At 64.2% G+C, this 26,591-nt stretch carries 28 protein-coding genes; 20 read left to right on the top strand and 8 right to left on the bottom strand.

What is annotated here, in order from left to right:
• The first annotated feature begins 1 nt into the window (after position 1).
• From gspG to gspN, 7 genes are read left to right on the top strand one after another with little or no spacing between them, the layout of a single operon-like run.
• Positions 2–436 (top strand): type II secretion system major pseudopilin GspG, encoded by a 435-nt coding sequence (gspG, locus tag ACIPZH_RS22345; RefSeq protein WP_241804317.1) that lies wholly within the window; start codon positions 2–4, stop codon positions 434–436.
• 3 nt (positions 437–439) lie between these two features.
• The gene (gene gspH, locus ACIPZH_RS22340; RefSeq protein ID WP_400637888.1) at positions 440–877 is read left to right on the top strand and encodes a type II secretion system minor pseudopilin GspH; all 438 of its coding nucleotides are present in this window, start codon (positions 440–442) and stop codon (positions 875–877) included.
• Positions 874–1,242 (top strand): type II secretion system protein GspI, encoded by a 369-nt coding sequence (locus ACIPZH_RS22335; protein WP_400637886.1) that lies wholly within the window; start codon positions 874–876, stop codon positions 1,240–1,242. The genes gspH and ACIPZH_RS22335 overlap by 4 nt, the downstream gene beginning before the upstream one ends.
• On the top strand, positions 1,239–1,829 hold the full coding sequence (locus ACIPZH_RS22330) for a type II secretion system protein (protein ID WP_400637885.1): 591 nt from the start codon (positions 1,239–1,241) through the stop codon (positions 1,827–1,829). Before ACIPZH_RS22335 ends, ACIPZH_RS22330 begins: the two co-directional genes overlap by 4 nt.
• A complete protein-coding gene (gspL, locus tag ACIPZH_RS22325; RefSeq protein WP_400637884.1) occupies positions 1,826–2,914 on the top strand; it encodes a type II secretion system protein GspL in 1,089 nt (362 codons plus the stop codon). The genes ACIPZH_RS22330 and gspL overlap by 4 nt, the downstream gene beginning before the upstream one ends.
• Entirely contained in the window at positions 2,911–3,297 is a 387-nt protein-coding gene (gene gspM, locus ACIPZH_RS22320; protein WP_400626243.1) for a type II secretion system protein GspM, read from the top strand. The genes gspL and gspM overlap by 4 nt, the downstream gene beginning before the upstream one ends.
• Positions 3,294–3,953, top strand: coding sequence for a type II secretion system protein N (gene gspN, locus ACIPZH_RS22315; RefSeq protein ID WP_400637882.1), 660 nt, complete (start codon positions 3,294–3,296; stop codon positions 3,951–3,953). The genes gspM and gspN overlap by 4 nt, the downstream gene beginning before the upstream one ends.
• A 61-nt stretch (positions 3,954–4,014) precedes the next feature.
• Here the strand turns inward: gspN and ACIPZH_RS22310 are convergent, their stop codons facing one another.
• From ACIPZH_RS22310 to ACIPZH_RS22295, 4 genes are all read right to left on the bottom strand, one after another.
• Positions 4,015–8,541 (bottom strand): hemagglutinin repeat-containing protein, encoded by a 4,527-nt coding sequence (locus tag ACIPZH_RS22310; protein ID WP_400637880.1) that lies wholly within the window; start codon positions 8,539–8,541, stop codon positions 4,015–4,017.
• Positions 8,542–8,568: 27 nt separating this feature from the next.
• Positions 8,569–10,248 carry a ShlB/FhaC/HecB family hemolysin secretion/activation protein gene (locus ACIPZH_RS22305; protein ID WP_400637879.1) on the bottom strand — a complete coding sequence of 560 codons (1,680 nt, stop codon included), beginning with the start codon at positions 10,246–10,248 and terminating at the stop codon, positions 8,569–8,571.
• A 160-nt stretch (positions 10,249–10,408) separates the two neighbouring features.
• Entirely contained in the window at positions 10,409–10,963 is a 555-nt protein-coding gene (locus ACIPZH_RS22300) for a murein L,D-transpeptidase family protein (RefSeq protein WP_241804326.1), read from the bottom strand.
• 18 nt (positions 10,964–10,981) lie between these two features.
• Positions 10,982–11,533 carry an NUDIX hydrolase gene (locus ACIPZH_RS22295; RefSeq protein WP_267818364.1) on the bottom strand — a complete coding sequence of 184 codons (552 nt, stop codon included), beginning with the start codon at positions 11,531–11,533 and terminating at the stop codon, positions 10,982–10,984.
• Positions 11,534–11,659: 126 nt separating this feature from the next.
• Between ACIPZH_RS22295 and ACIPZH_RS22290 the strand changes: the two genes are divergently transcribed.
• The 5 genes from ACIPZH_RS22290 to purT all read left to right on the top strand — a co-directional run bounded on the left by ACIPZH_RS22290 (position 11,660) and on the right by purT (position 14,802).
• Positions 11,660–12,259, top strand: a complete 600-nt coding sequence (locus ACIPZH_RS22290) for a CoA pyrophosphatase (RefSeq protein ID WP_241804328.1) — start codon at positions 11,660–11,662, stop codon at positions 12,257–12,259.
• A 40-nt stretch (positions 12,260–12,299) separates the two neighbouring features.
• Entirely contained in the window at positions 12,300–12,824 is a 525-nt protein-coding gene (locus ACIPZH_RS22285; protein ID WP_400637878.1) for a gamma carbonic anhydrase family protein, read from the top strand.
• Positions 12,817–13,017, top strand: coding sequence for a DUF1289 domain-containing protein (locus ACIPZH_RS22280; RefSeq protein ID WP_267818359.1), 201 nt, complete (start codon positions 12,817–12,819; stop codon positions 13,015–13,017). The genes ACIPZH_RS22285 and ACIPZH_RS22280 overlap by 8 nt, the downstream gene beginning before the upstream one ends.
• A 59-nt stretch (positions 13,018–13,076) precedes the next feature.
• Positions 13,077–13,544 (top strand): VUT family protein, encoded by a 468-nt coding sequence (locus ACIPZH_RS22275; protein WP_174142354.1) that lies wholly within the window; start codon positions 13,077–13,079, stop codon positions 13,542–13,544.
• Between the two features lie 76 nt (positions 13,545–13,620).
• On the top strand, positions 13,621–14,802 hold the full coding sequence (gene purT / locus ACIPZH_RS22270; protein ID WP_400637876.1) for a formate-dependent phosphoribosylglycinamide formyltransferase: 1,182 nt from the start codon (positions 13,621–13,623) through the stop codon (positions 14,800–14,802).
• A 107-nt stretch (positions 14,803–14,909) separates the two neighbouring features.
• Here purT and ACIPZH_RS22265 read toward each other — a convergent pair whose 3' ends face one another.
• The 3 genes from ACIPZH_RS22265 to ACIPZH_RS22255 form a co-directional block, all read right to left on the bottom strand.
• Positions 14,910–16,211: an MFS transporter gene (locus ACIPZH_RS22265; protein ID WP_241804332.1), complete on the bottom strand. Its 1,302-nt coding sequence runs from the start codon at positions 16,209–16,211 to the stop codon at positions 14,910–14,912.
• Positions 16,212–16,488: 277 nt separating this feature from the next.
• Complete coding sequence (locus ACIPZH_RS22260) at positions 16,489–17,694, bottom strand: transporter associated domain-containing protein (RefSeq protein WP_400637874.1); 1,206 nt, start codon at positions 17,692–17,694, stop codon at positions 16,489–16,491.
• Positions 17,695–17,703: 9 nt separating this feature from the next.
• Positions 17,704–18,513 (bottom strand): inner membrane protein YpjD, encoded by an 810-nt coding sequence (locus ACIPZH_RS22255; RefSeq protein ID WP_241804334.1) that lies wholly within the window; start codon positions 18,511–18,513, stop codon positions 17,704–17,706.
• A 295-nt stretch (positions 18,514–18,808) separates the two neighbouring features.
• Between ACIPZH_RS22255 and ffh the strand changes: the two genes are divergently transcribed.
• The 6 genes from ffh to ACIPZH_RS22225 all read left to right on the top strand — a co-directional run bounded on the left by ffh (position 18,809) and on the right by ACIPZH_RS22225 (position 22,865).
• Positions 18,809–20,185 (top strand): signal recognition particle protein, encoded by a 1,377-nt coding sequence (gene ffh, locus ACIPZH_RS22250; RefSeq protein WP_241804335.1) that lies wholly within the window; start codon positions 18,809–18,811, stop codon positions 20,183–20,185.
• A gap of 235 nt (positions 20,186–20,420) precedes the next feature.
• Entirely contained in the window at positions 20,421–20,672 is a 252-nt protein-coding gene (gene rpsP, locus ACIPZH_RS22245; RefSeq protein WP_012315971.1) for a 30S ribosomal protein S16, read from the top strand.
• A 5-nt stretch (positions 20,673–20,677) separates the two neighbouring features.
• Positions 20,678–21,214 (top strand): ribosome maturation factor RimM, encoded by a 537-nt coding sequence (gene rimM / locus ACIPZH_RS22240; RefSeq protein ID WP_241804336.1) that lies wholly within the window; start codon positions 20,678–20,680, stop codon positions 21,212–21,214.
• Between the two features lie 3 nt (positions 21,215–21,217).
• Positions 21,218–21,970: a tRNA (guanosine(37)-N1)-methyltransferase TrmD gene (trmD, locus tag ACIPZH_RS22235; protein ID WP_008094486.1), complete on the top strand. Its 753-nt coding sequence runs from the start codon at positions 21,218–21,220 to the stop codon at positions 21,968–21,970.
• A gap of 42 nt (positions 21,971–22,012) precedes the next feature.
• Positions 22,013–22,363: a 50S ribosomal protein L19 gene (gene rplS, locus ACIPZH_RS22230; protein ID WP_008094487.1), complete on the top strand. Its 351-nt coding sequence runs from the start codon at positions 22,013–22,015 to the stop codon at positions 22,361–22,363.
• A 94-nt stretch (positions 22,364–22,457) separates the two neighbouring features.
• The gene (locus tag ACIPZH_RS22225) at positions 22,458–22,865 is read left to right on the top strand and encodes an acyl-CoA thioesterase (RefSeq protein WP_267818343.1); all 408 of its coding nucleotides are present in this window, start codon (positions 22,458–22,460) and stop codon (positions 22,863–22,865) included.
• A 4-nt stretch (positions 22,866–22,869) separates the two neighbouring features.
• On the opposite strand, the gene ACIPZH_RS22220 is transcribed toward ACIPZH_RS22225, so the two are convergent.
• The gene (locus tag ACIPZH_RS22220; protein ID WP_400637872.1) at positions 22,870–24,696 is read right to left on the bottom strand and encodes a cation:proton antiporter; all 1,827 of its coding nucleotides are present in this window, start codon (positions 24,694–24,696) and stop codon (positions 22,870–22,872) included.
• Between the two features lie 68 nt (positions 24,697–24,764).
• Between ACIPZH_RS22220 and xerD the strand changes: the two genes are divergently transcribed.
• Positions 24,765–25,661, top strand: coding sequence for a site-specific tyrosine recombinase XerD (gene xerD / locus ACIPZH_RS22215; protein ID WP_400637870.1), 897 nt, complete (start codon positions 24,765–24,767; stop codon positions 25,659–25,661).
• A gap of 152 nt (positions 25,662–25,813) precedes the next feature.
• Positions 25,814–26,575 (top strand): bifunctional protein-disulfide isomerase/oxidoreductase DsbC, encoded by a 762-nt coding sequence (dsbC, locus tag ACIPZH_RS22210; RefSeq protein ID WP_241804340.1) that lies wholly within the window; start codon positions 25,814–25,816, stop codon positions 26,573–26,575.
• Positions 26,576–26,591: the final 16 nt, after the last annotated feature.

Below are 26,591 nucleotides of genomic sequence, written 5' to 3'. Positions count from 1 at the left end.
CATGCAGCATCGACGCAAGCGCCAACACGGCTTCACCCTGATGGAAATCATGGTGGTGATTTTCATCATCGGCCTGCTGATCGCCGTGGTCGCGCCCAGCGTGCTGGGCAACCAGGACAAGGCCATGCGGCAGAAAGTCATGGCCGACCTGAGCACGCTTGAGCAGGCGCTGGACATGTACCGGCTGGACAACCTGCGCTTTCCCAGCAATGAGCAAGGCCTGGCTGCGCTGGTGAAAAAACCGGCCCAGGAGCCGCTGCCGCGTGCCTGGCGCAGCGATGGTTATGTACGCCGCCTGCCGGATGACCCGTGGGGTACCCCGTATCAGTACCGTATGCCTGGCGAGCATGGCCGGGTCGATGTGTATTCGTTGGGTGCCGATGGTGTGCCGGGCGGCGAAGGCCAGGACGCCGACCTGGGCAACTGGGCGCTGTGAGCGATGCGCCTGCAGCGCGGTTTCAGCCTGCTCGAATTGCTGGTGGTGCTGGCCATTGCCGGCCTCATGACCGGGCTTGCCGTGGCCTGGCTGGACAGCGGCAAGGCCAGCGTCGATCAGGCGTTGCAGCGGCTGGCTGCGCAGGTCCGCTCCCAGGCTGCACTGGCCCGGCATGCCGGGCAACTGCGCGGGTTGCGCTGGACCGGCCAGCGTCCAGAGTTCGTGCGGCGTGAGCGCGAGGGCTGGGTGGCCGAACCCGCGAGCGTTGGGGACTGGCCCAAAGGGCTGCGCCCCGACTGGCCGGCCAGCCTGCAGCCGCCTCTGCAGTTCACGCCGCAAGGGTGGGCTCAACCGGGTTCGGTGCGCTGGCACTGGGCGGGCGGCAGTCAGCGCTGGGCGTGGGGGCGTAACGGCCAGTTGCGTGTGGGGCTGGAACCATGAAGCGCAGGCAACAGGGCTTCACCCTGCTGGAGGTGACCGTGGCCCTGGCGATTGCCGCAGTGCTGGCGGTGATCACCAGCCAGGTTCTGCGTCAGCGCCTGGCCGTTCAGGACAGTGTGCAATGGCATCGCCTTGGCGTGCTGTGCGCTCGCGAGCTGCAGGCACGCTTTGCCGTGGAGCAGTACTGGCCGGCCAGCAACCAGCCCAGTGGTGTGTTGAACCAGGGCGGGCAGGCGTGCCACTGGCAGCTGCAGCTGCGCCGTACCGGTGTGCGCGACCTGCGCCGCGGCGAGATGCAGCTGTATGCCGACCGCGATCAGCGCCTGCCGCTGGGCCAGTACACGGTTTTTCTGGAGCGTCCATGAAGCGGCGGCAGGCAGGCTTGACCCTGATCGAACTGATGGTCGCCATGGCCTTGACCGCGCTGCTTGGGGTCATGCTCGCAGCGCTGGTCAATGGCTGGCTCAAGGTTCGCGAGCGGCTGCAGGTGACGGGCCACGAGAACAGTGTGCTGGAGTTCTGCCTGGCCCTGGAGCGGCGCTTCGACAGCCCGGTATTGCGCCGGGTGTATGAGCAACGCCTGCCACTGGCCAGCCGCTGGCTCGACTGGCAGCCCGACCGCCAGCAGTTGCTCTGGGTGGCAGCCACGGCTGTGCCTGAGGCCGAAGGTGGCTCGCGCCTGCAGCGCCAACGCCTGCGCTTCGACGCCCGTGAGCAGCGCCTGATATTGGAAACCTCGGCAGACTTGTACGCGGCCAGCGAACCCCGTTGGGTCATGCGTGAGCAACTGCAGCAGGTCAGTGCGCTGAATGTGCTTTATCACCAGGGAGGCCGCTGGCTGCCCTGGCCTTCTGATCAACCCGCGCACCCCGGCCGGGGTGTGCGCGTGCAATTGCAGCGTGACGGAGCCCCCTATGTCTGCACCTTCACGCTCCCTTGGGGGCGTTCATGAAGCTTGAATGGCGTCGACGTGTGCCAGCGCGGCCATGGTTGCTGCTGCGCCCGGGCGTGGTCTGGGACTGGCTGTTGGTCGAAAACGGTGTGGCCCAACGGCAAGGGCAGGGCGAACCCCCGGCGAACCTGGGCGCACGGGTAGCGCTGATCATCCCGGGCGAGCGGTGCAGCCAGTTTCAGCTGTCCGTACCGCCAGGCCTCAAACGTGACGAGTGGCCCATGCTGCTGGAAGACCACTTGCTGGAGAACGCCGAACAGGTGCAGTGCGCTTGCCTCGCTCGCCAGGCAGGGCAGTTGCGCCTGTTGGCGGTAGCGCGGGCAGCGCTGGAGGGATGGCGTGGGCAGTGCAGCCAATGGGGGCTTGAGATCGAGCGCTGTTGGGCCGAGTTCCAGCTGTTGCCCACGCCTGAGCCCGGGACGGGCTGGCAGTGGCAGCGCGCACCTGGCTTGTGCCTGTACCTGGGGCACAGCGAAGAGGGGCATGCCCATTGGCTGGCCTGGCCTGACGCGCTGGGTGAGGTGCCGCAGCAGCCCTGGGGTAGCCTGCGTAATGCCAGCCAGGTCGGGCGCTGGCCAGGTACCCTGGCGCCGCTCGACACCCTCCCAAGCCTGTTCCAGCGCACCCGTCAGGCACGCTCCGCGCCCCGTATGCCTGCCCTGCCGCGTGGGCTTGTTGTCGCCTGCCTGGTGCTGGCCGTGGTGTGGTGCGGGCTATGGGCGGGCCAGCAATGGCGGCAGGTGCACACCTGGCGCGCGCAGGTGCTGGCCGTCACCGGCGCCCAGGCCAGCCCTGGGCAAGCGGCGCAGGCCCTCAAGCGCCTGCGCGAAAGCGAGCTGCAACAGCACCTGCGCGAGCGCCAGCTTCAAGACCTGCAGGCACGTCTGCAGGCCTGGCTGCATGAGCACCCAGGTTGGCGCTTGCAAGCGGTGCGCTATGACGGCCAGCGCTGGCACCTGCGCCTGCAGGGCGAGGGGGGCGAGCCGCCCTGGCACGAAATGGCCAGCGCCGCCGCAGCGGCGGTGCAGGTACTGAGCGCTGCACCCTCGGCACACGTGGTTTTCGATCTGGGAGCGCCAACATGACCCGCGAGTGGTTTGAGCGTCATCGAATGTTGCTTGCCGGGTGCCTGATCGGCGTTCTGCTGGCGTTGCTGGCCCTGCGCCAGGGCGTGTCGCAATGGCGCGAGCTCAGCCAGTGGCATGGGCTGGCAGTGCAGGCCGCCGCCTTCCACAGCGGCCCAGCCGTGAGCCTGGAGCGGCTGCGCCAGTCTGCCCAGGCCCGGCGCATCGACGTGGCCGAGGTCGAGGTGCAAGGCAAGGTGTGGCAGCTGCGCGGCCTGGTGGCCGATGAGCAGGTGTTGCAGCGCTGGCTGCAGGCGTTGCGCGCAGAGGGGGCTCAACCGCTGCAGTGGGGCTTGGAGCAGGATGCCAAAGGCCTGCGTTTCGACGTGGTGGTGCAACCATGAGCAGCCGTGGTCTGCTGTGGGCCGGGCTGGTGTTCAGCCTGACGTTGCTGGTGTATTTGCCGGCATCCTGGGTTGCACTGGGCTTTGGCCTGCCGATGCAGGGGGTCAGCGGCAGCCTGTGGCAGGGCCAGGCGCAGCAGATCGGGCCTGTCGGGCCGGTGCGCTGGGCGTTGCAGCCGTGGCGCTTGCAGGCCAACGCACAGCTGGGCTTTCAGGGCCAGGGCTGGCAGTTGCAGGCCGAAGGCTGGCCATGGCGCTGGCGGATGCACGTTACCGCAGAGGCTCCCCAGGTGAGTGTGCAGACCGCCTACCGCCTGGCCGGGCAGTGGCAGGGCACGCTGCGCCTGCAAGGCGCGGGGCGGCAGTGCCGTACCAGCGAAGGCCGCATCGCGGTCACTGACCTGGCTTTGAGCGAACCTTGGTCGCTGGGGTTGGGGCAGGGCTGGTTAGAAATGGATTGCCGCACAGGCTGGCGCCTGCATGGGCAGCTGATACAACAGCGTGAGCATCGGTTGGCGCTGGATGCAGACCTTCTGGGGCGCCAGGCAGTGATAGCGGCCGAACTGCAGCCGGACGCCGCACTTACACCGCTGCTGCGTGCTGCTCGGCTGCTGGGGCCACAGGCATTGACGGGGCAACAGACGTGGCGTTGGTAAGCAGCGGTTGCCGTGCAGCTCATGGCCCTGTCGCCGGTTTGCCGGCGACAGGGGCTCTGGGTCAGTTGGCTTTGCCTTCAACCCCCGCAGCCCACTGCTCACTGCGGCTATGCCCACTGGTGCGTAGCAGGCCTAAGTCCAGTGCATTTTCGCCGTCTGCGGCGCCTTTGCCTTTGCTGATCTGGGCAATGGCGGTACCCAGGTCTACCGGCGAATTCGACGCATCGATCGATACATCGCGGCGGTAATCATCGCCGCTCAGCGTTTGCTGGGTCACCGCGCTGGCGGTGAGTGTGACGTCACCCATGGCCGATTGCACGCGTGCGCCCGTCAGGTGAGCGTCACCACCCACCGCAAGGTCTACCCCCTCGCTGCCCTTGAGCGTCGTCTGCTGGGCAACGCCATCACGCTGAACATGCGACACATCGAGACTGAAGGTGGGCGAAACGCCCGGGTCTACTTTGGCCAGGGCAGAACCTGCTTTTTCCCTGACCTTGCCTCCCAGCGGCCCTGCGACGGCCGTGGCAGCGTTTACATAGCCCTGCGGGTTTTGCTCTTTGCTCAGCCGTGCATCGCCGTTTAAGGTCAGGGTATCGACGCTGTCCTTGCGGCTGGCAATGCGCAGGTCGCCATCAATTGCGCCGCTGATGTGCCCGGCCTCCAGGCTCACGCCTTCGATGCGGGTGTCGCCGCGGCTGTGCAGGCCGATACGCTCGGCGCGCAGGTTGCCGGCGTTCCAGATCAGGTTGTCACGTTTGTTCAGGTCGACCCGGGCACGCCCATGCAGCCCAAGGGTGTCGGTGTCGCCCTTGGACGTGTTGAAACCGGCGCCAGCGGTGATGTCCAGGTTGTCGTGGCGCTCGACAGTGGATGACGCTTCGACCAGCACACCGCCCTTGGCGGCGTCGATGTCGATGTACTCGGCCGATGCCTGCAGGCCCGCCAGGTGCACAGCGATGTCCTCGCGAGCGCGGCTGCCGAGGGTCAGTTTGCCCGCGCTTTGCAACTGCGCATCGATTGCCTGGCGAGCATCCTCGTTCTTCTTGCCGTGGTTGAAGTGGCCCCCGATGGCGCCACCTTGGGTGGTGCCGGTCTTCACGGCCAGCTCCAGGCCGCCGCCCAGGCCCCCGCCGGTGGCCTGCCGGGTATTGCTCGCAGCCTTGATGTGCAAGCGGCCAGCGCTTTGCAGGAGGGTGTCACCGACCTTGGCCTCGCGGCTGCCGATACGCGTGCCTTCGAGCAGCATGTCGCCGCCGCTGGTCAGGCGCACTTGGCCTTTGCCGTCGATCTGCGCCACCTGGGCATTGGTTTGGGTCGCCTGCTCCCAGGCATGGTTGAGATAGCCCCGGCCGTCGACGCCAGTGCTGCCCGGGCGGTTGCCGACCTTGGCCCAGGCGCTGCCATCGAGCTGGCGTGAGCGCTGTTGGGTGTGGTCGGTGGCTTGGGGCAGTGACAGGGTACCGGCACTCTGGATCAGCACATCACCTTCACCGCCCTCGATGCGCGTGCCTTCGTAGCGGCCATCGCTGCCCAGCTGAACCTGGATACCCTGTTGCCCATACAGGCTGCCCGGTACTGCAGTGCGGGCGACCGCCTGTTTGTCCTGCGAGCCGCCCTTGCCGGAAACGCGTACGTTCAGGTCACTCCCCGAACTGGTATCCACGCGCAGGTCGCCACCGTAGGACAGGCGCTGGAGGCTATCCTCCCGGGTGTTTTCGGCGGCGCGCAGTTGGTGGTGCTGTGCGTCGACCTGCAGGGCGCCGGCGTTGGCGCGCCAGGCGGTGCCCTGGTCAGCGAGGGTATCGGCCTTGACCTTCACGCTTGCCCCTGCCAGTTCGCTCACCTGGGCAAAGCCACGGCGCTGGTTTTCCAAGCGCTTGAGGTGGTCGAGGGTCATGTCGCCGCCACCGCTCGGTGCCACCATTGCGTCTTCGGGCGAGGCCTGCTGGAAGCGCGCTGCTTCTTCACCCTGGACCAAGCGTTCGATCGGCCGGGTCACGTCACGGTACTCCAGGCTGGCGCCGAGGCTGCCTGACCCGTCATTGCGTTGCACTTCACGGTCATGGGTGTCCTGCACGGCACGGTTGTCGATGCGTTTGGCAGTGATCTCGAGGGTGTTGCCTGCGTTGGCGCTTGCCGCTTCGGTGATCAATTCGTCGGCGCTGAGCTTCAGGTCGCCGCTGGCCTGCAAACGGGTGCGTTGCGTCTTGCTGTCGCGTTCGGTGACGCCTTCGTTGTTGCGATGGCCTTCGAACAGGCTGCCCAGCCGGTCGATACCGCCAGTCACCTGCAGGACGCCGCTGCTGTGGGTAGAGCCGCTGGACGACTCGCGCTCGTTGCGTGTCGCGCCAAGGGTCAGCTGTTTGGCCTGCACGTCCAGGTCGCCGGCTTTGGCCTGTACGTTGGAGCCGTTGACCTGCAGGTGCGCGCCGCTGTTCAGGCCAACCGTAGCGCCCGTCAATTCGCTGGCCACCTGCGATGTTTCACGCTGCTGGCCTGTGGTGGTGACCACTTCGTAAGCAACGCCTGCGGCGTACTGGCGCGACTCGGGCTTGCCGTCTTCGGCCGTTTCGGTCTGTTTGGCGCTGGCCGTGAAACCGCGTCGCTGGCTGCTTGTTTGGCTTTCATCGCGTGACGGTGTGCTGCCAATCGACAGGTCGCCCTTGGCCTCGACCTGCAGATGCCCGCCGGCCGTCACTTTCGAACCCTGGATACGCAATTCTTCAGCACTGGCCAGCCGCAGGTTGCTGGCAGAACTGACGTCACTGCCCAACACCTGCTGCTTGTGTTGCGTGCGCTCGCGATCGTTGCCGATCAGGCCGAACAGCTTGCTGTTGCTGTCGCGCTCGGTGGCAACGGTGCTGGCGTGGTCGGCCTCGATCGCCAAGGCGCCTTTTTCGCTGTACAGCACCGCGTCCTGGGCGCCGTGGACGTTGCTGCCCTTGATGCTCACCTGTTCGGCCGCAACCTTCAGCTTGGCATCGGCCGTGACCGCGCTGCCGGCCAGGCGCTGCCCTTGGGTATCGTTGCCCTTGCGGCCACCAAAGAAAGTGCCCGATACCAAGTCGCCTCTGTAGTTGAGGCCTGTGCCCTGCTCCTGCAGCGCCGTAGTGCCGATGTCGAGGTTCCTGGCGTGGATGTCAAGGTCGGCGCGGCTGTGCAGCTTGCTACCTTGCACGGTGAGGGTGTCATTGGCCTTGACCGTCATGCGCGCGGCATTGAGCGTGCTGCTTTGTGCCGACTCCTGGTACTGGCTGGTATCACTGTCGCCGCGCCACAGGTCTTTGCGGTGGCGTACCTGCTCCTCGATACGTTGGCTGGTGGTGCCGGCGGCAATGCCCAGGTCGGCAGCGCTGTCGAGCGTCAGGTCGCCCCCTGCAACCACGTCGGCTGCCACCAGGCGCATGTCGGCGCCGGACTTCAACAGCACGCTGTCACTGGCTTGCAGCTGTGTGCCGCGCACGTGCTGGTCGGTGGTGGTACGTTCGCGTTGGTAGGTCTCGCGGGTGATGAACAAAAACTTCTTGTTCCAGCTTTCCTGCTCGCGGGCGATGCTCTGGCGGCTTTCGGCGTCCAGGGTGAGCTTCTTGCCTGCCTTTATCTCGATGCGCTCGGCCTTGCCGTCGACCGCGCCAAGGCGCAGGTCATCGGCGGCGGTGAGTTGCAAGGCGCCGTGGTCGGTGGTCAGTTCCCCTGGCTGGTCTGCATGGCCACTGACCTGCAGCGCGCCGGCAGACTGCAGGGTGATGCCCTGGTCGGCCTTGAGCTGCACCGGCCCCACCCGCACCCCCGCGCCCTCGGCAGTGCTGACGACACGAATGCGCCCGGCGCGCATGGCGCCGAACAGGTTGGCGTCGATGCTCGACGGCGTACCCGGCAGATGCTCGATGACCTGCCCGTCGTCGTGGCGCAGGCGGTTACGACCAACGGTGACGTTGAGGTCGCCCTGGGCCAGGAGTACGCCTTTGCTGTCGAGCTGTGGTGCGATCAGGTCAAGCGCACCTTCGGCATTGCGCTGCCCGCCTGCGAGCACTTGCAGAGTGCCGCTGGCATTGAGGGTGTTGAGGTGTTTGAGCTGTTCGTCCTGCAACTCCGGCGTACCGACCAGGAACCCGGCCCGGGTGGTGTTGATGAAGCTCCCGCCGTTGAGGGTGATGCCGTTCGGGTTGGCCAGGATGTAATCGGCCGGGCGGCCGAAGATCTCCTGTGGGCCCTCGATCAGCGAGGCGTTGCGGCTGATCACCTCGTTGAGGATGGTCGAGGCTGCGTGGCCCTGGAACTGGGGGTTGGCCGCCAGCGCGCCGGCCAGTTGCGACTGCCCGGCCTGGAGCGCGTTGTTCAATACCACGCCGGGGCGGGCGACGTTGTAATCGAGGAACTGGTTGTGCGACAGGCCGCTGGCATTGGGCGCGACGATGTCGATAACCGGTACGCCATGGTTGTTGTTGATGAGCGGTGTACCCCCAGGGCCGATGGCCGCCTCCAGGCCGTTCTGGGCCAGCGCACTGGTGGAGGCGAGCAGGGCGAGAAAAATGGCCCAGCGCAAGGTATCGGGACGGATAGCGGGTATCTGCGAGAGTGTAAGCATGTTCTCGTTCTCTTTGTTGTGGGTCAGTCAGATGTTCAGGGCCCACTCAACTACCCAGAATCCGGGTTCGAGCATCGGGCGGTGCAGGTCGCTGGCATAGAGGGCGCGCTGATAGTCCAGGCGCAGACGGCTGTGCGGCAGGGTCACTTCGATACCCGCCGTGGCACCTGCCAGCCGGCGCGGCGAAGCGCCTTGCGCCAGCCGTTCCCAGCCCAGGTCCAGGCCCAGGTAGGGGCGCACCGTAGCCGGTGTGGCCCAGGGCAGTGGCAGCGGTTGGCTGAAGGTATTGCGCCAGGCGGCGGCGCTGGCGCCACTGTAGGTACGCAGGCGAAAGCCACGCACGGCCGAATCGTCGCTCAACAACATCTGCTCGACGGCCGGCAAGGCATCGGTGCTGTACTGCAGGCCAAGCTCGCTTTGCCAGCGCCACGGCCAGTTCGCAGGGCCCTGGCGCAGGTGCAGCAGGCTGGCGCGGTATTTTCGATAGTCGGGCTTCGGCGCTGTCGCGTGCCTGGCGGGTTGCTCGGCACCCAGCCAGTGGGTGCCTTGGGCGACGCCGATGTAGGCGTGCCACAGGCCGTGGTCCAGCCAGAGCAGGTTGAGCCCGGCCTCCACGCTGGTCAGGGTGGGGCTCTGCAGGCCGATGACGGCAGAGCCGGCGCGGTTGATCAGGCGTTTGCGGTCCAGCCGGGCGCTGGCGCTGAGCATGCCGTACTGGTTGCGCCAGAGCATGCGCTCGGCGCCGACGCTCTGGTAGCTGCTGCTGCCGTTGCTGTCGTACCGCCCCTGCGGAATCGGCGCGTTGTAGCGCAGCTGGCCGACATTCAGCGTGAAGGTCCATGGGCCGTAGGGCAGGCTGTAGTAGAGGGCGACGCCCTGGCTGCGCCCCGGCGCATCGATGACCGTGGTCGACAGCGACAGGCGCAGGTCGTCGTTCAGGCCCAAGGGGCTGTCCACGCCAAGGCCGAGGTTCAGGCGGTGACGCCCGGTCAACGGGCTGCCCCGGTTATCGAAGCGGCTGTCCAGGTGCCAGCGTGAAGCCACGTGGCGAGGCTGCAGCAGCACCCGCGTGCCGCCCTGCAGTTCGCCTGGCAACAGGTCGACACTGAGCTCGTAGGCGCGCAGGCGGTTGAGCTGGTCCAGCCCCTGCTCGAGGTCTGGCAGGTACAGGGGGTTGCCCAGCAGATCGGGGAATGCGCTGTGCAGGGAAAGCGGCAGCTCGGCATCCAGCTCGATCGATTCGACGAAGCCTTCGATGATGACGATGTCCAGCGGTGCGTCATGCGCTGGTGCTTGCCGCAAGTAGGGGCGGCTGGCCGGGTAACCGGCGAGCACGTAGCGCTGGGTGATGGCCTTGAGCACGCGATTGATGTCGGCGATGCCCATGCAGGGTTTTGTCAGTGCCTGGATGGCCGGCTCAAGGGCCTGTGCCGAAAGCTGCCGGTGGCCGGCCAGACGAACGCCGGTGATCGCCCAGCAGTGGCTGTCGCGGTGTGGGTTCGGCGGGAGGGGGGCGTCGGGTTGCGCCGCTGGAGGGCGTTGCCAGCGCTGCAGCCGTTGCTGCTGCTCGAACTGGCGCAGTGTGCGCTGTTGATCCCGCAGTTGCAGGCTGGCAGGGTCGTCCGCCAATGCCTGTGGCAGGGCCAGCAAGCTGGTCATGCAGCAGGCAAGCAGCCTGCTGGCGATGTGGCGGTATCGGGATGGCATTGGGGATCCCCGCAAATGGCGTACGGCCTGCGTACTCGTTTGCGTGGATGCTAAAAATTTTGCCAGTCGATTGGATGCAGTCTGCTACCTACACTGCGGTAGGGCAGATGCTTGATTGAAGTGGGAAGGTTCCTACAGCATCAACCGGAATGCCGGACTATCAGGGTCGAATCTCGATCAATGTGCCGTCTGGTACCAGGTCCCAGACCTCGCGCATGTCCGAGTTGCGCATGGCGATACAGCCATCGGTCCAGTCAAGCGTATGGAAATACCATTCGGGATACTCGTCGTTGATCGGGGTGCCGTGGATCATGATCATGCTGCCGGCACTCCAGCCTTCGCGTGTGGCACGGGCGGCGTCGCTGATGTTCGGGTAGGTGATGTGCATGGACAGGTTGAAACGGTCGCTTTGCTTGCGCCAGTCCAGCCAGTACAGGCCCTCGGGGGTTTTCTTGTCGCCTTCGCGCTGCTTGGCGCCCTTGGGCTGCTTGCCCAGCGAAATACGGTAGGTTTTCAGCGGTTCGCCACGGCTGATCAGTTGCAGGCGGCGCTCGGACTTGATCACCAGCACCTTGTCGATCAGCGGCTGCATGGCTGCCTGTGATTGCGATGTTGCTGGCAAAGGCGGCTGCGGCTTGCGAATGATGGTTTCGGTGAAGGCCGCCTGGGACACCGAGGTAACGCAAAGGCAGAAAAGGGCAAACAACCAGCGCATGAAGCGGTACCTGCAAGCTTAAGTGGTGGGCGAAACGTTCATCGGTGGCAGGTACTCATGGCCTATGGGGTAATGCTGCCCGATGCGGTCGCGATAATAGCATTCTAGTGTGCGTGTGACGGTCCGGAAAGCCAGCTCGCCCCACGGTATTTCGTGTTCGTCGAACAACCGCACCTCCAGGCTTTCGGTGCCGATGTCGAAGTCCAGGTCGGCCAGCTCGGCGCGGAAGAACACATGCACCTGGTTGATGTGCGGCAGGTCGAACAACTGGTACAGGGCCATCGCGCCGACCCGGGCGCAGGCTTCTTCGACAGTTTCACGGCGGGCGGCCTGGTCCAGTGTTTCGCCGTTCTCCATGAACCCGGCGGGCAAGGTCCAGAAGCCGCGGCGGGGCTCGATGGCTCGCCGGCACAGCAGCACCTGGCTGCCCCACACCGGCAACACCCCGGCAACGATGTTCGGGTTCTGGTAGTGAATGGTCTGGCAATGATCGCAGACATACCGCAGGCGGCTGTCGCCTTCGGGTATCCGCTGAATGACCGGCTGGCCGCACGCGCTGCAGAATTTCATGCTGTTCTTCCCTTGAGCCCAGGCTATCTTGGCGCGCCAGGCATACCTGCCGCAAGCGTACAGGGCTTGGGTGCTTCGCGGCTTTGGTGCATCATGCAGGGCAGGCCTTGGAAACGAGAGTGCGCAATGCTGGACGAGCTACTTCGCCGAATGAGCAACCACCAACCAGCTTCACTGGAAACCGACCGACGGTTCCCCGAGGCTGCGGTACTTTTGCCCATTACCCGTAGCGAAGCGCCCGAGCTGGTCTTGACCCTGCGTGCCAAGGGCCTTTCCACCCATGGCGGCGAAGTCGCCTTCCCCGGTGGCCGGCGCGACCCGGAAGACCCCGACCTGGTGTTCACCGCGCTGCGCGAGGCCGAAGAAGAGATCGGCCTGCCGCCAGGCCTGGTGGAAGTACTCGGCCCCCTGAGCCCGCTGATTTCCCTGCATGGGCTGAAAGTGACGCCATTCGTCGGGGTTATCCCCGATTTCGTCGAATACCGCGCCAATGATGCGGAGATCGCGGCAGTATTCAGCGTGCCGCTCGAATTCTTCCGCCAGGACCCGCGTGACCACACCCACCGTATCGATTACCAGGGCCGCAGTTGGTATGTGCCCAGCTATCGATATGGCGAATACAAGATCTGGGGGCTGTCGGCGATCATGATCGTCGAACTGGTCAATTTGCTGTATGACGCAGGCATCAGCCTGCATCAGCCACCCGAGCGTTATGTAGAGATCTGAACGGCGCCCCCCTTCGCCGCTGATACCCTGAGGAGCGAGAATGAAATACCGCCTGGGCGACCTGCGGGTCGAGAGCCATGCCACCAGTTGGGCGGCCCCCAATGCCATGCTGATTGGCAAGGTGCGCCTGCAGGCGCGCGCCAGTGTGTGGTTCGGCGCCGTGCTGCGCGGTGACAACGAGTTGATCGATATCGGCGAGGACAGCAACGTCCAGGACGGTACCGTGATGCATACCGACATGGGTTCGCCGCTGACCTTGGGCAAGGGCGTGACCATCGGCCACAACGCCATGCTGCATGGCTGCACGGTTGGCGACTACAGCCTGGTCGGCATCAATGCGGTGATCCTCAACGGTGCGCGCATCGGCAAGCACTGCATCATCGGCGCCAATGCGCTGATCCCCGAGGGCAAGGAAATCCCCGATGGCTCGCTGGTAATGGGTTCGCCTGGCAAGGTCGTGCGCGAGCTCACCGAGCAGCAAAAACGCCTGCTCGAGGCCAGCGCCGCGCACTATGTGCACAACGCCCAGCGCTATGCGCGGGACTTGGAGGTGGACGATGAGTGAGGTGATCGCCACTGAGCGCCCGGTCGCTTCGCCCTGCGTGAGCATCTGCGCGCTGGACGAGCAGGATGTGTGCACCGGGTGCCAGCGTACCGTGGCAGAGATCGGCCGCTGGGGGCGGATGGACAATACCGAACGCCGGGCGGTGCTCAAGCGTTGCCATGAGCGGGCGGTGGCTGCCGGATTGATCATGTAAGCGCTGCGGTTGACTCGAAAATCAGGTAATCTGTGCCGCTTGCCGGACGGTCACTGCCCATGTTCTTTCTAATCGCTTACATCAGCAGCGTTGTACTGATCAACTTTGCCTTTTCCAGCGCCCCGCATCTGGACGTGATCTGGTCCGCCTGGGGCGGGCTGGTGTTCATCCTGCGTGACATGGTGCAGACCCGCTACGGCCATGGCGCGCTGATCGCCATGCTGCTGGCCCTGGTGCTGTCGTACGTGACGTCCGAGCCGGCCATTGCCCTGGCCAGCGCCACTGCGTTCTTCGTTTCCGAGCTGATCGACTGGCTGGTGTTCAGCATCACCCGGCGCCCCTTGCGTGACCGCTTGTGGTTGAGCTCGGCACTGAGCATCCCGGTCGATACCTTCATTTTCTTCGGCATGATCGGTGCCCTGACACCGGCCGTGATCGGCACCGCAATGGCCTCCAAGTTCGCCGGCGTGACTGCGGTGTGGCTGGCCATGGCATTTCGTGCGCGGCGGGCTGCCGTGGCCGGCTGATGGTGTAGAATACCGGTCCTTTTTCAGCGGGCGGCGCTAAGACTGGCGCGGCCCCGGACGCCTTCGAGGACCTGAAATGACCCGTATCGGAACCCCATTGTCGCCTACCGCGACCCGTGTACTGCTCTGCGGCTGTGGCGAGCTGGGCAAGGAAGTGGTGATCGAGCTGCAGCGCCTGGGCGTCGAGGTGATCGCCGTGGACCGCTACGCCAACGCACCGGCCATGCAGGTCGCGCACCGCAGCCACGTGGTCAACATGCTCGATGGTGTCGCCCTGCGCGCCATTATCGAGGCTGAAAAACCGCATTACATCGTCCCCGAAATCGAAGCCATCGCCACCGCTACGCTGGTCGAGCTGGAGAACGAAGGGTTCAACGTCGTGCCGACCGCCCGCGCCACCCAGTTGACCATGAACCGCGAGGGCATTCGCCGCCTGGCGGCCGAAGAGCTGGACCTGCCAACCTCGCCGTACCACTTCGCCGACACCTTTGAAGACTACGCCAAGGCCGTGGCCGATGTCGGTTACCCGTGCGTGGTCAAGCCGGTGATGAGTTCGTCCGGCAAGGGCCAGAGCCTGCTGCGCAGCGATGCCGACCTGCAGAAGTCGTGGGACTACGCTCAGGAGGGTGGCCGCGCCGGCAAGGGCCGCGTGATCATCGAAGGCTTCATCGACTTCGACTACGAGATCACCCTGCTGACCGTGCGCCATGTTGGCGGCACCATGTATCTTGCGCCAGTCGGTCACCGTCAGGAGAAGGGCGACTATCAGGAGTCGTGGCAGCCCCAGGCGATGAGCCCGAAAGCCTTGGCCGAGTCGCAGCGTGTGGCGAAGGCGGTCACCGATGCGTTGGGCGGCCGTGGTTTGTTCGGCGTCGAGCTGTTCGTCAAGGGCGATCAGGTGTGGTTCAGCGAAGTCTCGCCACGCCCGCACGATACGGGCCTGGTCACTCTGATTTCCCAGGACCTCTCGCAGTTCGCGCTGCATGCCCGTGCCATTCTGGGCCTGCCGATCCCGGTGGTACGCCAGTTCGGCCCTAGCGCTTCGGCGGTGATCCTGCCTGAAGGCCAGTCGCAGCAGACCAGCTTCGCCAACCTCGGCGCAGCGTTGAGCGAGCCGGATACTGCGATCCGCCTGTTCGGTAAGCCGGAAATCAACGGCCAGCGCCGCATGGGTGTGTGCCTGGCACGTGATGAGTCGATCGAAGCGGCGCGCGCCAAGGCGACCCGCGCGGCGCAGGCGGTCAAGGTCGAGTTCTAAGCTTTGAGCTGCAAGCTGCAAGCTGCAAGCTGCAAGCTGCAAGCTGCAAGCTGCAAGGGGATGCCTTTGCTTGCAGCTTGAGGCTTGAAGCTTGCAGCTTCAAGCCTTCAAAGCTCCGTGTGGCGGGTCTCTTTCAGGCACAGCACAGCGATCAGGCTGATTACCGCCGCAACCGATACATACCCACCTACCCAGCTCAGCCCGCCCATGCTCACCAGCTTCTGAGCAAAGAACGGCGCCGCCGAAGCTCCGACGATGCCGCCCAGGTTATACGCCGCCGATGCGCCGGTGTAACGCACGTGAGTAGGGAACAGCTCTGGCAGCAATGCGCCCATCGGTGCGAACGTCACGCCCATCAGAAACAGCTCGATGGCCAGGAACAACGCAACACCTGTGGTCGAGCCAGAGGTCAGCAAAGGCTCCATGGTGAAGCCCGAGGCCACCGCCAGCAGGCCGCCGACGATCAGCACCGGCTTGCGCCCGTAACGGTCGCTGAGCCAGGCCGACAGCGGCGTGGCCAGGGCCATGAAGACCACGGCCAAGCACAGCAGGCCTAGGAACGTCTCGCGGCTGTAGCCCAACGTCGTGACGCCGTAGCTCAGCGAGAATACCGTCGAGATGTAGAACAGCGCATAGCACACCACCATGGCCGCGGCCCCCAGCAGTGTCGGCAGCCAGTACTTGCTGAACAGGTCCACCACCGGCATTTTCACCCGCTCGTGGCGGGCCACGGCCTTGGCGAACACCGGGCTTTCTTCAAGCTTGAGGCGTACGTACAGGCCTACCAGCACCAGCGCGGCACTGAGCAGGAACGGAATGCGCCAGCCCCACTCACGGAACTGCTCGTCGCTGAGCAGCAGGGCCAAGGTCAGGAACAGGCCGTTGGCCGCCAGGAAGCCGATCGAAGGGCCTAGCTGCGGGAACATCCCGAACCAGGCACGCTTGCCCGCCGGCGCGTTCTCGGTGGCCAGCAACGCCGCACCACCCCATTCCCCGCCCAGGCCAAGGCCCTGGCCGAAGCGCAGCAGGCACAGGATGATCGGTGCCCACACACCGATGCTGTCGTAGCCTGGCAGCACGCCTATCAGCGTGGTGGATACCCCCATCAGCAGCAGCGAGGCGACCAGCGTCGACTTGCGCCCGATGCGGTCACCGAAGTGCCCGAACAGTGCGGAACCCAGCGGGCGGGCGAGGAAGGCGATGCCGAATGTAAGAAAGGCCGCCAGCATCTGCGCGGTGCCCGACCCCGAAGGGAAGAACACGGGCCCGATCACCAGCGCAGCGGCAGTGGCATAAACGTAGAAATCGTAGAACTCGATGGCGGTGCCGATGAAACTGGCAGTGGCGACCCTCGCGGGGGAGTTGACCGGCGCGGCAGGCGCCTGGGCATACGTGCTGCTGGTTGTCATTAAATAGGTCCCTAACAGTCTGGTCGTGCTCCATGGGCTTTGCCCGCGAAGGTTTCCGCCGGCCAGTAAAGGGCAGGTACGGTTCGCGGACGCCGGAGCGTATTGTTCTTGTGCGCCCGACTGACGATAGCCCAAGGGGGATAGGGGCGGGAGCGGGCACTGTTCAGGGTGTTGAAGCAGGACCGCAGGGCGCGTCAGTGGGGCGCGCTGGCCGTGAGGCGCCGGGTGCGGGTAGCGGGCGGGACGGCAGGGCTGGGTAAGCGTGACCCGAGTATAGCTAGCGGGTCACGGTCCACACCAGTACCTTGCTGGCGCAATTGTCCTCTGTTTCGAGGATTTCCAGGCGATAGCGGCCGATCTTCAGGCACACAGCGCTTTCCGGGATGCTTTCCAAGGCCTCGGTGACCAAGCCGTTCAGGGTCTTCGGCCCACCGTCGCTGGGCAGGTGCCAGCCCAGGGTGCGGTTGATTTCGCGCAGCGAAGCGGCGCCCTCGATGACGAAGGTGCCATCGGGCTGTGGGTGAACATGGGGGTTGTCGAGGCTGTGCTCTTCCTCGAACTCGCCGACGATCTCTTCGAGTATGTCTTCCAGGGTGACGATACCCAGTACCTCACCGTATTCGTCTACCACCACGCCTAGCCGGCGCTGCTGCTTGTGGAAGTTCAGCAGCTGCAATTGCAGGGGCGTGCTTTCGGGGACGAAGTAGGGCTCGTAGCAGGCATCGTGGAGTTTCTCCAGCGTCAGCTCGGCCTTGGGCAGCAGGTGGCTGATCAGCTTGGTGTTCAGGATGGCTTCGACCTGGTTGATATCGTTGTGATACACCGGCAGGCGCGTGTGGCGGCTGAGGATCAACTGCTCGATGATGCGCTCGATCGGCTCGTCGAGGTTGATGCCGTCGACCTCGTTGCGCGGCACCAGAATGTCGTTGACAGTGACCTTGTTCAGCGAGTGCAGGCCATCGAGCAGGCCGTGGCGCGGCATGTCGTGGTCTTCATCGTCGCTGAAGTCATCATCTGCCTGCGGGTGCAGGGCCACTGCGGTAGGCGGCACGCGAAACGGCCGCAACAGCAGCCTGGCGCAGCCGTCCAGCAGGCAGGCCAAGGGTTGCAGCAGCGCCAATGGCAGCTTCAGCAGGCTGACGCCCAGGCTGATGAAGGCCTGCGGATTGCGCCGCGCCAGGCGCCGCGGCAGGTACTCGGCAAAAATCAGCAAGCCAGCGGTGGCGGCCAGGCCTGCCAGCCAGAAACCGTGCTCGCCGTTGAAGCGTTGGCCCAGCAGGCAGGCCAGGCCCAGCACCAGAAGCTTGCCCACGCTGGCACACAGCACCAGGGCCTGGGCTGGCAATACAGGTTGCTCGTCGTGACCGGGGCGTAACGAGCCGTTGAGCTGCAGGCGGGCGGCATCTACCGCGCTGAACAGCGCCGACCACAGCAGCGCCAGTGCCAGAGTGCCGAGTAGCGGAGCGTACGGCAGGGTGTCCATGGGCGACCGTCAGATATGCAGGATGAATTCGCGAACCAGCTTGCTGCCGAAATAGGCCAGCATCAGCAGGCAGAAACCGGCCAGCGTCCAGCGGATCGCCTTGTGGCCACGCCAGCCCAGGCGGGTGCGCCCCCACAGCAGTACGCTGAAGACGATCCAGGCCACGCAGGCCAGCAGGGTTTTGTGTACCAGGTGCTGGGCAAACAGGTTGTCCAGGAACAGCCAGCCGGAGATCAGCGACAGCGACAACAGGCACCAGCCCGCCCAAAGGAAGCCGAACAGCAGGCTTTCCATCGTCTGCAACGGTGGGAAGTTGCGGATCAGCCCGGAAGGGTGCTTGTTTTTCAGCTGGTGGTCCTGCAGCAGCAGGAGCAGCGACTGGAACACCGCGATGGTGAACAGCCCATAGGCCAGGATCGACAGCAGGATATGGGCGAGAATCCCCGGCTCTTCATCGATCAGCGGAACGGTGCCGGGTGGGGCGAACTGGGCCAGCAGGGCCGTGATGGCGCCGAGCGGGAACAGTAGCACCAACAGGTTTTCCACCGGTATGCGCAGGCAGGCCAGCAGGGTCAGGGTAATGACCGCCACGGCGATCAGGCTGGCGGCGCTGAAGAAGTCCAGGCTCAGCCCCAGCGGGGTGATCAGTTGAAAGAACAGTGCGCCGCTCTGGGCGATCACGGCGAGGGCGCCGAGCAGGCCGAGCAGCCGTTTGTCGGCTTTGTTCGACTGGGCCAGGCGCGAACCCTGATAAACGGTCGCCGCTATATATAGGCCGGCGGCGATCAGGTTGGGGATGAGGCTGGGTGAGGAGACCATAAGTCCTGGTGGGCAAGCCTTAAAGAAACGGAGTTTGGCATAGATCGCGCTGGGGGGGCTAGTGAACTGCATGCTTCAAGCGGCACGCCGCAAACGAAGGCAGATGCGTGGGGGGAGGGGATTTTCTGATGGTTCGCGGCTTGCGCCTGGCAGCGTCAAAGGTGCCGCCGGGAAGCTGAGGTGTGCGCCGCCGCCGCTCTTCGCTATAATCGCCGCCTTGCTGTGCCCAGCGCGTGTGCATATTCATCTGGGCGCCTGACAAACCTCGGCTTTTACTTGGCCTGAAAGGATCACCATGTTCGAAAACCTGACCGACCGCCTGTCACAGACGCTGCGCCATGTCACCGGCAAGGCCAAGCTGACTGAAGACAACATCAAGGATACGTTGCGCGAAGTGCGCATGGCCCTGCTCGAGGCCGACGTTGCCCTGCCGGTGGTCAAGGATTTTGTCAACAGCGTGAAAGAACGCGCCGTCGGCACCGAGGTGTCGCGCAGCCTGACCCCGGGCCAGGCGTTCGTGAAGATCGTCCAGGCCGAGCTGGAAAGCCTGATGGGCGCGGCCAACGAAGACCTCGCGCTCAATGCTGCCCCGCCTGCCGTGGTGCTGATGGCCGGCTTGCAGGGTGCGGGCAAGACCACCACCGCCGGCAAGCTGGCGCGCTTCCTCAAGGAGCGCAAGAAGAAAAGCGTGATGGTCGTTTCGGCCGACGTTTACCGCCCGGCAGCCATCAAGCAGCTGGAAACGCTGGCCAACGACATCGGTGTGACCTTCTTCCCGTCCGATATCAGCCAGAAGCCTGTCGCCATTGCCGAAGCGGCGATCCGCGAGGCCAAGCTCAAGTTCATCGACGTGGTCATCGTCGACACCGCCGGCCGTTTGCACATCGACGCCGACATGATGGACGAGATCAAGGCGTTGCATGCTTCGGTCAAGCCGGTCGAGACCCTGTTCGTGGTCGATGCCATGACCGGCCAGGACGCCGCCAATACCGCCAAGGCCTTCGGTGAAGCCCTGCCGCTGACCGGCGTGGTGCTGACCAAGGTCGACGGTGATGCCCGTGGCGGTGCTGCGCTTTCGGTGCGTGCCATCACCGGCAAGCCGATCAAGTTCATCGGTATGGGTGAGAAAACCGAGGCGCTCGAGCCCTTCCACCCGGACCGTGTGGCATCGCGCATCCTCGGCATGGGTGACGTGCTCAGCCTGATCGAGCAGGCCGAGCAGACCATCGACAAGGCCAAGGCCGACAAGCTCGCCAAGAAACTGAAGAAGGGCAAGGGCTTCGACCTCGAAGACTTCCGCGATCAGCTGCTACAGATGAAGAACATGGGCGGCTTGGGCGGCCTGATGGACAAGCTGCCGAGCATCGGCGGGGTGAACCTGTCGCAGATGGGCAATGCCCAGGGCGCGGCCGAGAAGCAGTTCAAGCAGATGGAGGCGATCATCAACTCCATGACCCCGGCCGAGCGTCGCGACCCTGACCTGATCAGCGGTTCGCGCAAGCGCCGGATCGCCCTGGGTTCTGGTACCCAGGTGCAGGATATCGGGCGGCTGATCAAGCAGCACAAGCAGATGCAGAAGATGATGAAGAAATTCTCCGCCAAGGGCGGCATGGCCAAGATGATGCGCGGCCTGGGCGGGATGCTGCCGGGTGGCGGCATGCCTAAGCTGTAACCCTTATTCCGAGCACTTGTCTTTTGCAGGATGAGCGCTCAGAACCCCCGCTGCGGCGGGGCAACGGCCACGCAATCCGTGGCTCAACCGGCAAATCTGGACGGCAGGGCGAGGCCTTGTCGAAAAAGTCATTTGCAAATGTCCGTGTATTCCCCGAGAATATGCGGCCTTTTGGGCACCCGTGTGCCTATTTGGCATTCAGATTTGCAGCACCGACTATAGGAACGATGTTCACATGGTAACCATCCGTCTTGCCCGTGGCGGCTCGAAAAAGCGCCCTTTCTACCACCTGACCGTGACCAACTCGCGTAACGCCCGTGACGGCCGTTTCGTTGAGCGCGTAGGTTTCTTCAACCCGATCGCTGCTGGCGCTGAAGTCAAGCTGTCGGTCAACCAAGAGCGCGTCAGCTACTGGCTGAGCCAAGGCGCACAGCCGTCTGAGCGTGTTGCTCAGCTGCTGAAGGACGCTGCCAAGGCCGCTGCCTGAGCAATATGAACGCGACGCCAGAAAAGGCTGACGACCTCATCGTCGTTGGCAAGATTTTTTCGGTTCACGGCGTTCGCGGCGAGGTGAAGGTGTATTCCTTTACCGATCCGATTGAAAACCTGTTGGATTATCCAAGCTGGACGCTTCGGCACGAAGGCAAGGTAAAGCAGGTCGAGCTGGTCAGCGGTCGTGGCTCCCAAAAGGGCCTGGTCGTTAAACTGAAAGGCCTCGATGATCGTGATGAAGCGCGTCTTCTGAGCGGCTACGAAATCTGCATTGCGCGGAGCCTTTTGCCCAACCTGGCCGCAGACGAGTACTACTGGTACCAGCTGCAGGGCCTGAAGGTCATCAACCAGGACGAACAGCTGTTCGGCAAGGTCGATCACCTGTTGGAGACCGGTGCGAACGATGTAATGGTGGTCAAGCCCTGCGCAGGCAGCCTGGATGATCGCGAGCGTCTGTTGCCCTATACGGCGCAATGTGTGCTGGCAATCGACCTGGAAGCAGGCGTGATGCGGGTTGAATGGGACGCGGACTTCTAAACGATGGGTAACCTTCGCGTAGACGTCATCACGTTGTTCCCCGAGATGTTCTCGGCCATCACGGAGTACGGCATTACCAGCCGCGCGGTAAAACAGGGGTTGCTTCAGGTGACCTGCTGGAACCCGCGGGACTACACCACAGATCGCCACCACACGGTGGATGATCGGCCGTTTGGCGGTGGCCCGGGCATGGTGATGAAAATCAAGCCTCTGGAAGACGCCCTGGTTAGCGCCAGGCAAGCGACCGGAGCATCGGCAAAGGTGATTTACCTTTCGCCGCAAGGCCGCAAGCTGACTCAGCAAGCGGTCAAAGGCCTGGCCGAACAGGAATCGCTGATCCTGATCGCCGGTCGTTATGAAGGCATCGACGAGCGTTTTATCGAAGCTCATGTCGATGAGGAGTGGTCGATTGGCGACTATGTGCTTTCCGGTGGCGAGCTGCCGGCCATGGTACTGATCGATGCGGTTACACGGCTGCTGCCCGGAGCTTTAGGGCATGTGGACTCGGCGGAGGAAGACTCCTTCACCGACGGTCTGCTCGATTGCCCGCACTACACCCGACCTGAGGTGTATGCGGATCAGCGTGTTCCCGACGTGTTGCTAAGTGGCAACCATGCACACATCCGGCGTTGGAGGATGAAGCAGTCCCTTGGTAGGACCTTCGAACGACGCGCCGATCTTCTGGAAAGTCGCTCGCTTTCTGGAGAAGAGAAGAAGCTGCTCGAGGAATATCTCCGCGAGCGGGACGATAGTTAAACGTATCGATGGTGGATCACGTATCCATCTTAGGAGCACAGCATGACCAACAAGATCATCCAGCAGCTCGAAGCCGAGCAGATGAGCAAGGAAATCCCGACCTTCGCACCAGGCGACACCATCGTCGTTCAGGTTAAAGTGAAGGAAGGTGAGCGTTCCCGTCTGCAGGCGTTCGAAGGCGTCGTTATCGCCAAGCGTAACCGTGGCCTGAACAGCGCCTTCACCGTGCGCAAAATCTCCAGCGGCGTTGGCGTTGAGCGTACCTTCCAGACCTACAGCCCGCAGATCGACAGCCTGGCCGTGAAACGTCGTGGTGACGTGCGTAAAGCCAAGCTGTACTACCTGCGCGACCTGTCCGGCAAAGCCGCTCGCATCAAGGAAAAACTGTCCTGAGTACAGTTTGCCCGGTGGCTCTGGCCGCCTAGCGAGAAAAAAGCAGCCTTCGGGCTGCTTTTTTGCGTTTTGAAACCCGAAAGAAGTGACGGACATGACCAGCCGAGACCAGGAAATTCAGCGCCGCACCGAGTTGTCGGTGACCCGCGTGACCAAAGCGGTATTCCCCAGCACCACCAACCACCACAACACCTTGTTCGGCGGCACTGCGCTGGCCTGGATGGACGAAGTGTCGTTCATCGCAGCTACGCGCTTTTGCCGGTTACCGCTGGTGACCGTCTCCACCGACCGCATTGACTTCAAGCACCCGATCCCGGCGGGCACTATCGTCGAGCTGGTGGGAACGGTGATCAAGGTCGGAAACACCAGCCTGCAGGTTCAAGTGGACGTATTCGTCGAGAACATGTACCTGGATGGGCGCGAGCGGGCGATACATGGTGTGTTCAGCTTTGTCGCCATCGACGAGGACAAGCGCCCGGTGCCGGTGTTGCCACAGGCCTGAGGGCTCAACCCGGCGCGGCAGTCGTCTCGGTGACGGGGGCCGGTTCTACCAGTGCCACCAAGGTCCAGCCAGGCTGCGGCGCAAGCGGGTTCTCGGGGCTTGATACATGCACCCAGCCCTGGGTATCCCGGGCAAACAACAGATGTGCGCGCTCGCCATGCAGCGCCTGGTAATTGCCCCAGTCGAAGCCCTCGGTAAGGTGGGTGCTGTACAGCTCCGCGCCATGATGCAGGCGATTGGCCATTTGCTGGTAGGTCATCGGGCTGGAGCCCAGCAGTTGGCCGCGGTGCTCTTCGCTGGCCCGGTGTTTGTCGCTGCGCTGCTTCTCCAGGCCGCTGGCCAGCACATACAAACGGCCGTGGCCGAAGTCATGGCGAAAGCGCGCACAGGCCAAGGCGTTGATTTCCCCGGCAGGTGACAGCCCTAGCAGGTGGCCGAGGCCTACCAGGTCCAGGTGCGCGTCGGCATGTTGCGAAGCCGGGTTGCCAAAGTAGGTCGGCAGCCCCTCCATGCGTGCCGCACGAATGTTTTCCCAGCTCGAATCGGTCAGCAACACACGGCAACCCAATTGCTGCAGAGCCTTGCCGAGGGTGCGTGCAGGCTCGTTGGCGCCGACGATGAGAAAACCGCTGGGCGCAGGCTCCGCCACTTTCAGCAGGCGCGCCAAGGGGCGCGCCGTCGCGCTCTGCAGCACGACCGTGCCGATGATCACTGCGAAGGTGAGCGGCACCAGCAGCAGCGCGTCCTGATGCCCGGCCTCATCCAGGCGGATGGCGAATATCGCCGACACTGCGGCGGCTACGATACCGCGCGGTGCGATCCAGGCCAGCAGCGCCCGTTCCCGCCAGTTCAGCGTGGAGCCCAGCGTTGACAGCAAGACATTCAACGGCCGCGCCACCAGCTGGATCACCAGCAGCAGTGCCAGTACGGCCGGGCCCAGCCCCAGCAGGGCGTGCAGGTCGAGCCGTGCGGCCAGCAGGATGAACAGGCCAGAGATCAGCAGTACGCTGAGGTTCTCCTTGAAGTGCAGGATCTGCCGTACATCCACGCCACGCATGTTGGCCAGCCACATGCCCATGACCGTCACCGCCAGCAGCCCGGACTCGTGAACGATCTGGTTGGCGGCGATGAAAATACCCAGTACGGCAGCCAGCGACGCCAGGTTGTGCAGGTATTCCGGCAGCCATTGCTCGCGCATGATCTGCCCCAGTAGCCAGCCGCCGGCGGCGCCAAGGGCGCTGCCGCAGAAGATCACCCCGGCAAAGGTGCCCAGGCTCTGGCTCAGGCCATCGCCATCGGCGCTGGCGATGATGAAGCTGTACACCACGACGGCGAGCAGGGCACCGATCGGGTCGATGACGATGCCTTCCCAACGCAGGATGTTGGCAATGGTCGCCTTGGGCCGTACCACGCGCAGCATCGGTACGATGACCGTAGGGCCTGTGACCAGGGTCAAGGTGCCGAACAGGATTGCCAGCGGCCAGTCGAACCCCAGCAGCCAGTGCGTGGCCAGGGCGATCACCAGCCAGGTCGACAGGGCGCCGACGGTGACCAGTCGGTGCACCACGCTGCCGATCTCCCGCCATTGCGAGAGGTGCAGGGTCAGGCTGCCTTCGAACAGGATCAGTGCCACCGCCAGTGACACCAGAGGCATCAGCAACGGGCCGAACAGCGCTTGCGGGTCGAGCCAGCCGAGCAACGGCCCGAGCGTTATGCCGGCCAGCAGCAGGAAGAGAATCGCCGGAAGCTTCAGGCGCCAGGCCAGCCACTGGCAGGCGAGGGCGGCGGCACCGATACCGCCCACACTGAGAAGGATCTGCTGTTCGTTCATGCGGGCTCCCTATGCCGGCGTTGTTATGAAAGACTAAGCGTCATTTCGTCGTTTGCCACCGAGTTTTCATGCCTGCCCTTGACCACCCCTTGATCGACCAGTTCCTTGATGCCCTGTGGCTGGAAAAAGGCCTTTCAGACAACACTCGCCTCTCCTATCGCAGTGACCTGGCGCTGTTCAATGGCTGGCTGCAGGATCACGGCCTGGCCTTGCCTGAGGCCGGTCGGGAGCTGATCCTCGATCACCTGGCCTGGCGCCTGGATCAGGGTTACAAACCCCGTTCTACAGCGCGTTTTCTCTCCGGTCTGCGTGGCTTTTTTCGCTACTTGCTGCGGGAAAAGCTCGTTGCCGTCGACCCGACCCTGCAGATAGAGATGCCGCAGCTGGGCAAGCCCTTGCCCAAGTCGCTGTCGGAAGCCGACGTCGAGGCCCTGTTGCAGGCCCCCGACCTTGGCGAAGCCATTGGCCAGCGCGACCGTGCCATGCTTGAGGTGCTGTACGCCTGTGGTCTGCGCGTTACCGAACTGGTCAGCCTTGCCCTGGACCAGGTGAACCTGCGCCAGGGCGTGCTCCGGGTGATGGGCAAGGGCAGCAAGGAGCGCCTGGTGCCCATGGGCGAAGAGGCGGTGCTGTGGCTGCAGCGCTACCTGCGCGACGGGCGCGCCGAGCTGCTCAGCGGGCGCCCGAGCGATGTGTTGTTCCCCAGCCTGCGCGGGGAGCAGATGACCCGCCAGACGTTCTGGCACCGCATCAAGCATCACGCGCGGGTAGCCGGTATCGACAAGCCACTGTCGCCGCACACCTTGCGTCACGCCTTCGCCACTCATCTGCTCAACCACGGTGCCGACCTGCGCGTGGTGCAGATGCTGCTGGGGCACAGCGATCTGTCGACCACGCAAATCTATACCCATGTGGCCAAGGCCCGCCTGCAGCAACTGCACGCACAGCACCACCCACGTGGATGAATGATTTTCATGTTCCGCCGGCCGGTACTCGCAGACCCCTTCACCGGTAGCGTGTTGTGGTAGGCTTGGGCGGTTTGCACCAAGGGCCGCACGGTCGCCGCGTTTTTCCGCAGGTGACGCCCCTCGGCCCCTGTCCGCCTTCAGGAGTTCCCATGCGCGTGACCCAGATTTTCGCCGCCGCCGCGTTGGCGCTGGCCAGTACCTTTGCCGTTGCCGCGGCGACCGACAGCAATGCCGCTGCCGAGCAGGCGATTCGCAAGTCGTTGCAGAACCTTGAGCTGGAAGTGCCGGTCGAGAGCGTGGCCAGCAGCCCGCTCAACGGCCTGTATGAAGTCAAGCTGCAGGGCGGCCGTGTGCTGTACGCCAGCGCCGATGGCCAGTTCGTCATGCAGGGCTACCTGTACCAGATCCAGGACGGCAAGCCGGTCAACCTGACCGAGAAGACCGAACGCCAAGGGGTCGCCAAGCTCATCAATGGCATTCCAGCCGCCGAGATGGTGGTTTATCCTGCAAAGGGCCAGACCAAGTCGCACATCACCGTATTCACCGACACCACCTGCCCGTATTGCCACAAGCTGCACGCCGAAGTGCCAGAGCTCAACCGTCGCGGTATCGAAGTGCGCTATGTCGCCTTCCCGCGCCAGGGGCTCGGCTCGCCGGGTGACGAGCAGCTGCAGGCCGTGTGGTGCTCCAGTGACCGCCGCGCAGCGCTGGACAAGATGATCGACGGCAAGGAAATCAAGGCCGCCAAATGCACCAACCCGGTCGGCAAGCAGTTCCAGTTGGGCCAGTCGATCGGCGTAAACGGCACGCCGGCGATCGTGCTCGAAAATGGCCAGGTGATTCCAGGTTATCAACCGGCACCGCAAGTGGCCAAACTGGCCCTGGCCGGCCAACAGCAGGCCGCCAAGTAAATCATTCAGTACGCCG

Origin of the sequence: Pseudomonas sp. NPDC089758 (assembly GCF_044748705.1) — a bacterium.
In the GTDB taxonomy this organism is placed as follows: Bacteria; Pseudomonadota; Gammaproteobacteria; order Pseudomonadales; family Pseudomonadaceae; genus Aquipseudomonas; species Aquipseudomonas putida_X.
The sequence above is the reverse complement of the archived record's forward strand: the minus strand, read 5'-3'. Positions and strand labels throughout refer to the sequence as shown.

What these genes read in the sequence shown, in the direction of transcription:
- ACIPZH_RS22330 (WP_400637885.1), top strand. Translation starts at nt 1,239, where the DNA reads ATGAAGCGGCGGCAGGCAGGCTTGACCCTGATCGAACTGATGGTCGCC.
- ACIPZH_RS22255 (WP_241804334.1), bottom strand. Translation starts at nt 18,513, where the DNA reads ATGGTCTCCTCACCCAGCCTCATCCCCAACCTGATCGCCGCCGGCCTA.
- ACIPZH_RS22220 (WP_400637872.1), bottom strand. Translation starts at nt 24,696, where the DNA reads ATGAACGAACAGCAGATCCTTCTCAGTGTGGGCGGTATCGGTGCCGCC.
- dsbC (WP_241804340.1), top strand. Translation starts at nt 25,814, where the DNA reads ATGCGCGTGACCCAGATTTTCGCCGCCGCCGCGTTGGCGCTGGCCAGT.
- rpsP (WP_012315971.1), top strand. Translation starts at nt 20,421, where the DNA reads ATGGTAACCATCCGTCTTGCCCGTGGCGGCTCGAAAAAGCGCCCTTTC.
- gspM (WP_400626243.1), top strand. Translation starts at nt 2,911, where the DNA reads ATGACCCGCGAGTGGTTTGAGCGTCATCGAATGTTGCTTGCCGGGTGC.
- ffh (WP_241804335.1), top strand. Translation starts at nt 18,809, where the DNA reads ATGTTCGAAAACCTGACCGACCGCCTGTCACAGACGCTGCGCCATGTC.
- ACIPZH_RS22335 (WP_400637886.1), top strand. Translation starts at nt 874, where the DNA reads ATGAAGCGCAGGCAACAGGGCTTCACCCTGCTGGAGGTGACCGTGGCC.
- ACIPZH_RS22225 (WP_267818343.1), top strand. Translation starts at nt 22,458, where the DNA reads ATGACCAGCCGAGACCAGGAAATTCAGCGCCGCACCGAGTTGTCGGTG.
- ACIPZH_RS22295 (WP_267818364.1), bottom strand. Translation starts at nt 11,533, where the DNA reads ATGAAATTCTGCAGCGCGTGCGGCCAGCCGGTCATTCAGCGGATACCC.
- purT (WP_400637876.1), top strand. Translation starts at nt 13,621, where the DNA reads ATGACCCGTATCGGAACCCCATTGTCGCCTACCGCGACCCGTGTACTG.
- xerD (WP_400637870.1), top strand. Translation starts at nt 24,765, where the DNA reads ATGCCTGCCCTTGACCACCCCTTGATCGACCAGTTCCTTGATGCCCTG.
- rplS (WP_008094487.1), top strand. Translation starts at nt 22,013, where the DNA reads ATGACCAACAAGATCATCCAGCAGCTCGAAGCCGAGCAGATGAGCAAG.
- rimM (WP_241804336.1), top strand. Translation starts at nt 20,678, where the DNA reads ATGAACGCGACGCCAGAAAAGGCTGACGACCTCATCGTCGTTGGCAAG.
- ACIPZH_RS22300 (WP_241804326.1), bottom strand. Translation starts at nt 10,963, where the DNA reads ATGCGCTGGTTGTTTGCCCTTTTCTGCCTTTGCGTTACCTCGGTGTCC.
- ACIPZH_RS22285 (WP_400637878.1), top strand. Translation starts at nt 12,300, where the DNA reads ATGAAATACCGCCTGGGCGACCTGCGGGTCGAGAGCCATGCCACCAGT.
- trmD (WP_008094486.1), top strand. Translation starts at nt 21,218, where the DNA reads ATGGGTAACCTTCGCGTAGACGTCATCACGTTGTTCCCCGAGATGTTC.
- ACIPZH_RS22280 (WP_267818359.1), top strand. Translation starts at nt 12,817, where the DNA reads ATGAGTGAGGTGATCGCCACTGAGCGCCCGGTCGCTTCGCCCTGCGTG.
- ACIPZH_RS22305 (WP_400637879.1), bottom strand. Translation starts at nt 10,248, where the DNA reads ATGCCATCCCGATACCGCCACATCGCCAGCAGGCTGCTTGCCTGCTGC.
- gspN (WP_400637882.1), top strand. Translation starts at nt 3,294, where the DNA reads ATGAGCAGCCGTGGTCTGCTGTGGGCCGGGCTGGTGTTCAGCCTGACG.
- gspL (WP_400637884.1), top strand. Translation starts at nt 1,826, where the DNA reads ATGAAGCTTGAATGGCGTCGACGTGTGCCAGCGCGGCCATGGTTGCTG.
- gspG (WP_241804317.1), top strand. Translation starts at nt 2, where the DNA reads ATGCAGCATCGACGCAAGCGCCAACACGGCTTCACCCTGATGGAAATC.
- ACIPZH_RS22265 (WP_241804332.1), bottom strand. Translation starts at nt 16,211, where the DNA reads ATGACAACCAGCAGCACGTATGCCCAGGCGCCTGCCGCGCCGGTCAAC.
- gspH (WP_400637888.1), top strand. Translation starts at nt 440, where the DNA reads ATGCGCCTGCAGCGCGGTTTCAGCCTGCTCGAATTGCTGGTGGTGCTG.
- ACIPZH_RS22260 (WP_400637874.1), bottom strand. Translation starts at nt 17,694, where the DNA reads ATGGACACCCTGCCGTACGCTCCGCTACTCGGCACTCTGGCACTGGCG.
- ACIPZH_RS22290 (WP_241804328.1), top strand. Translation starts at nt 11,660, where the DNA reads ATGCTGGACGAGCTACTTCGCCGAATGAGCAACCACCAACCAGCTTCA.
- ACIPZH_RS22275 (WP_174142354.1), top strand. Translation starts at nt 13,077, where the DNA reads ATGTTCTTTCTAATCGCTTACATCAGCAGCGTTGTACTGATCAACTTT.
- ACIPZH_RS22310 (WP_400637880.1), bottom strand. Translation starts at nt 8,541, where the DNA reads ATGCTTACACTCTCGCAGATACCCGCTATCCGTCCCGATACCTTGCGC.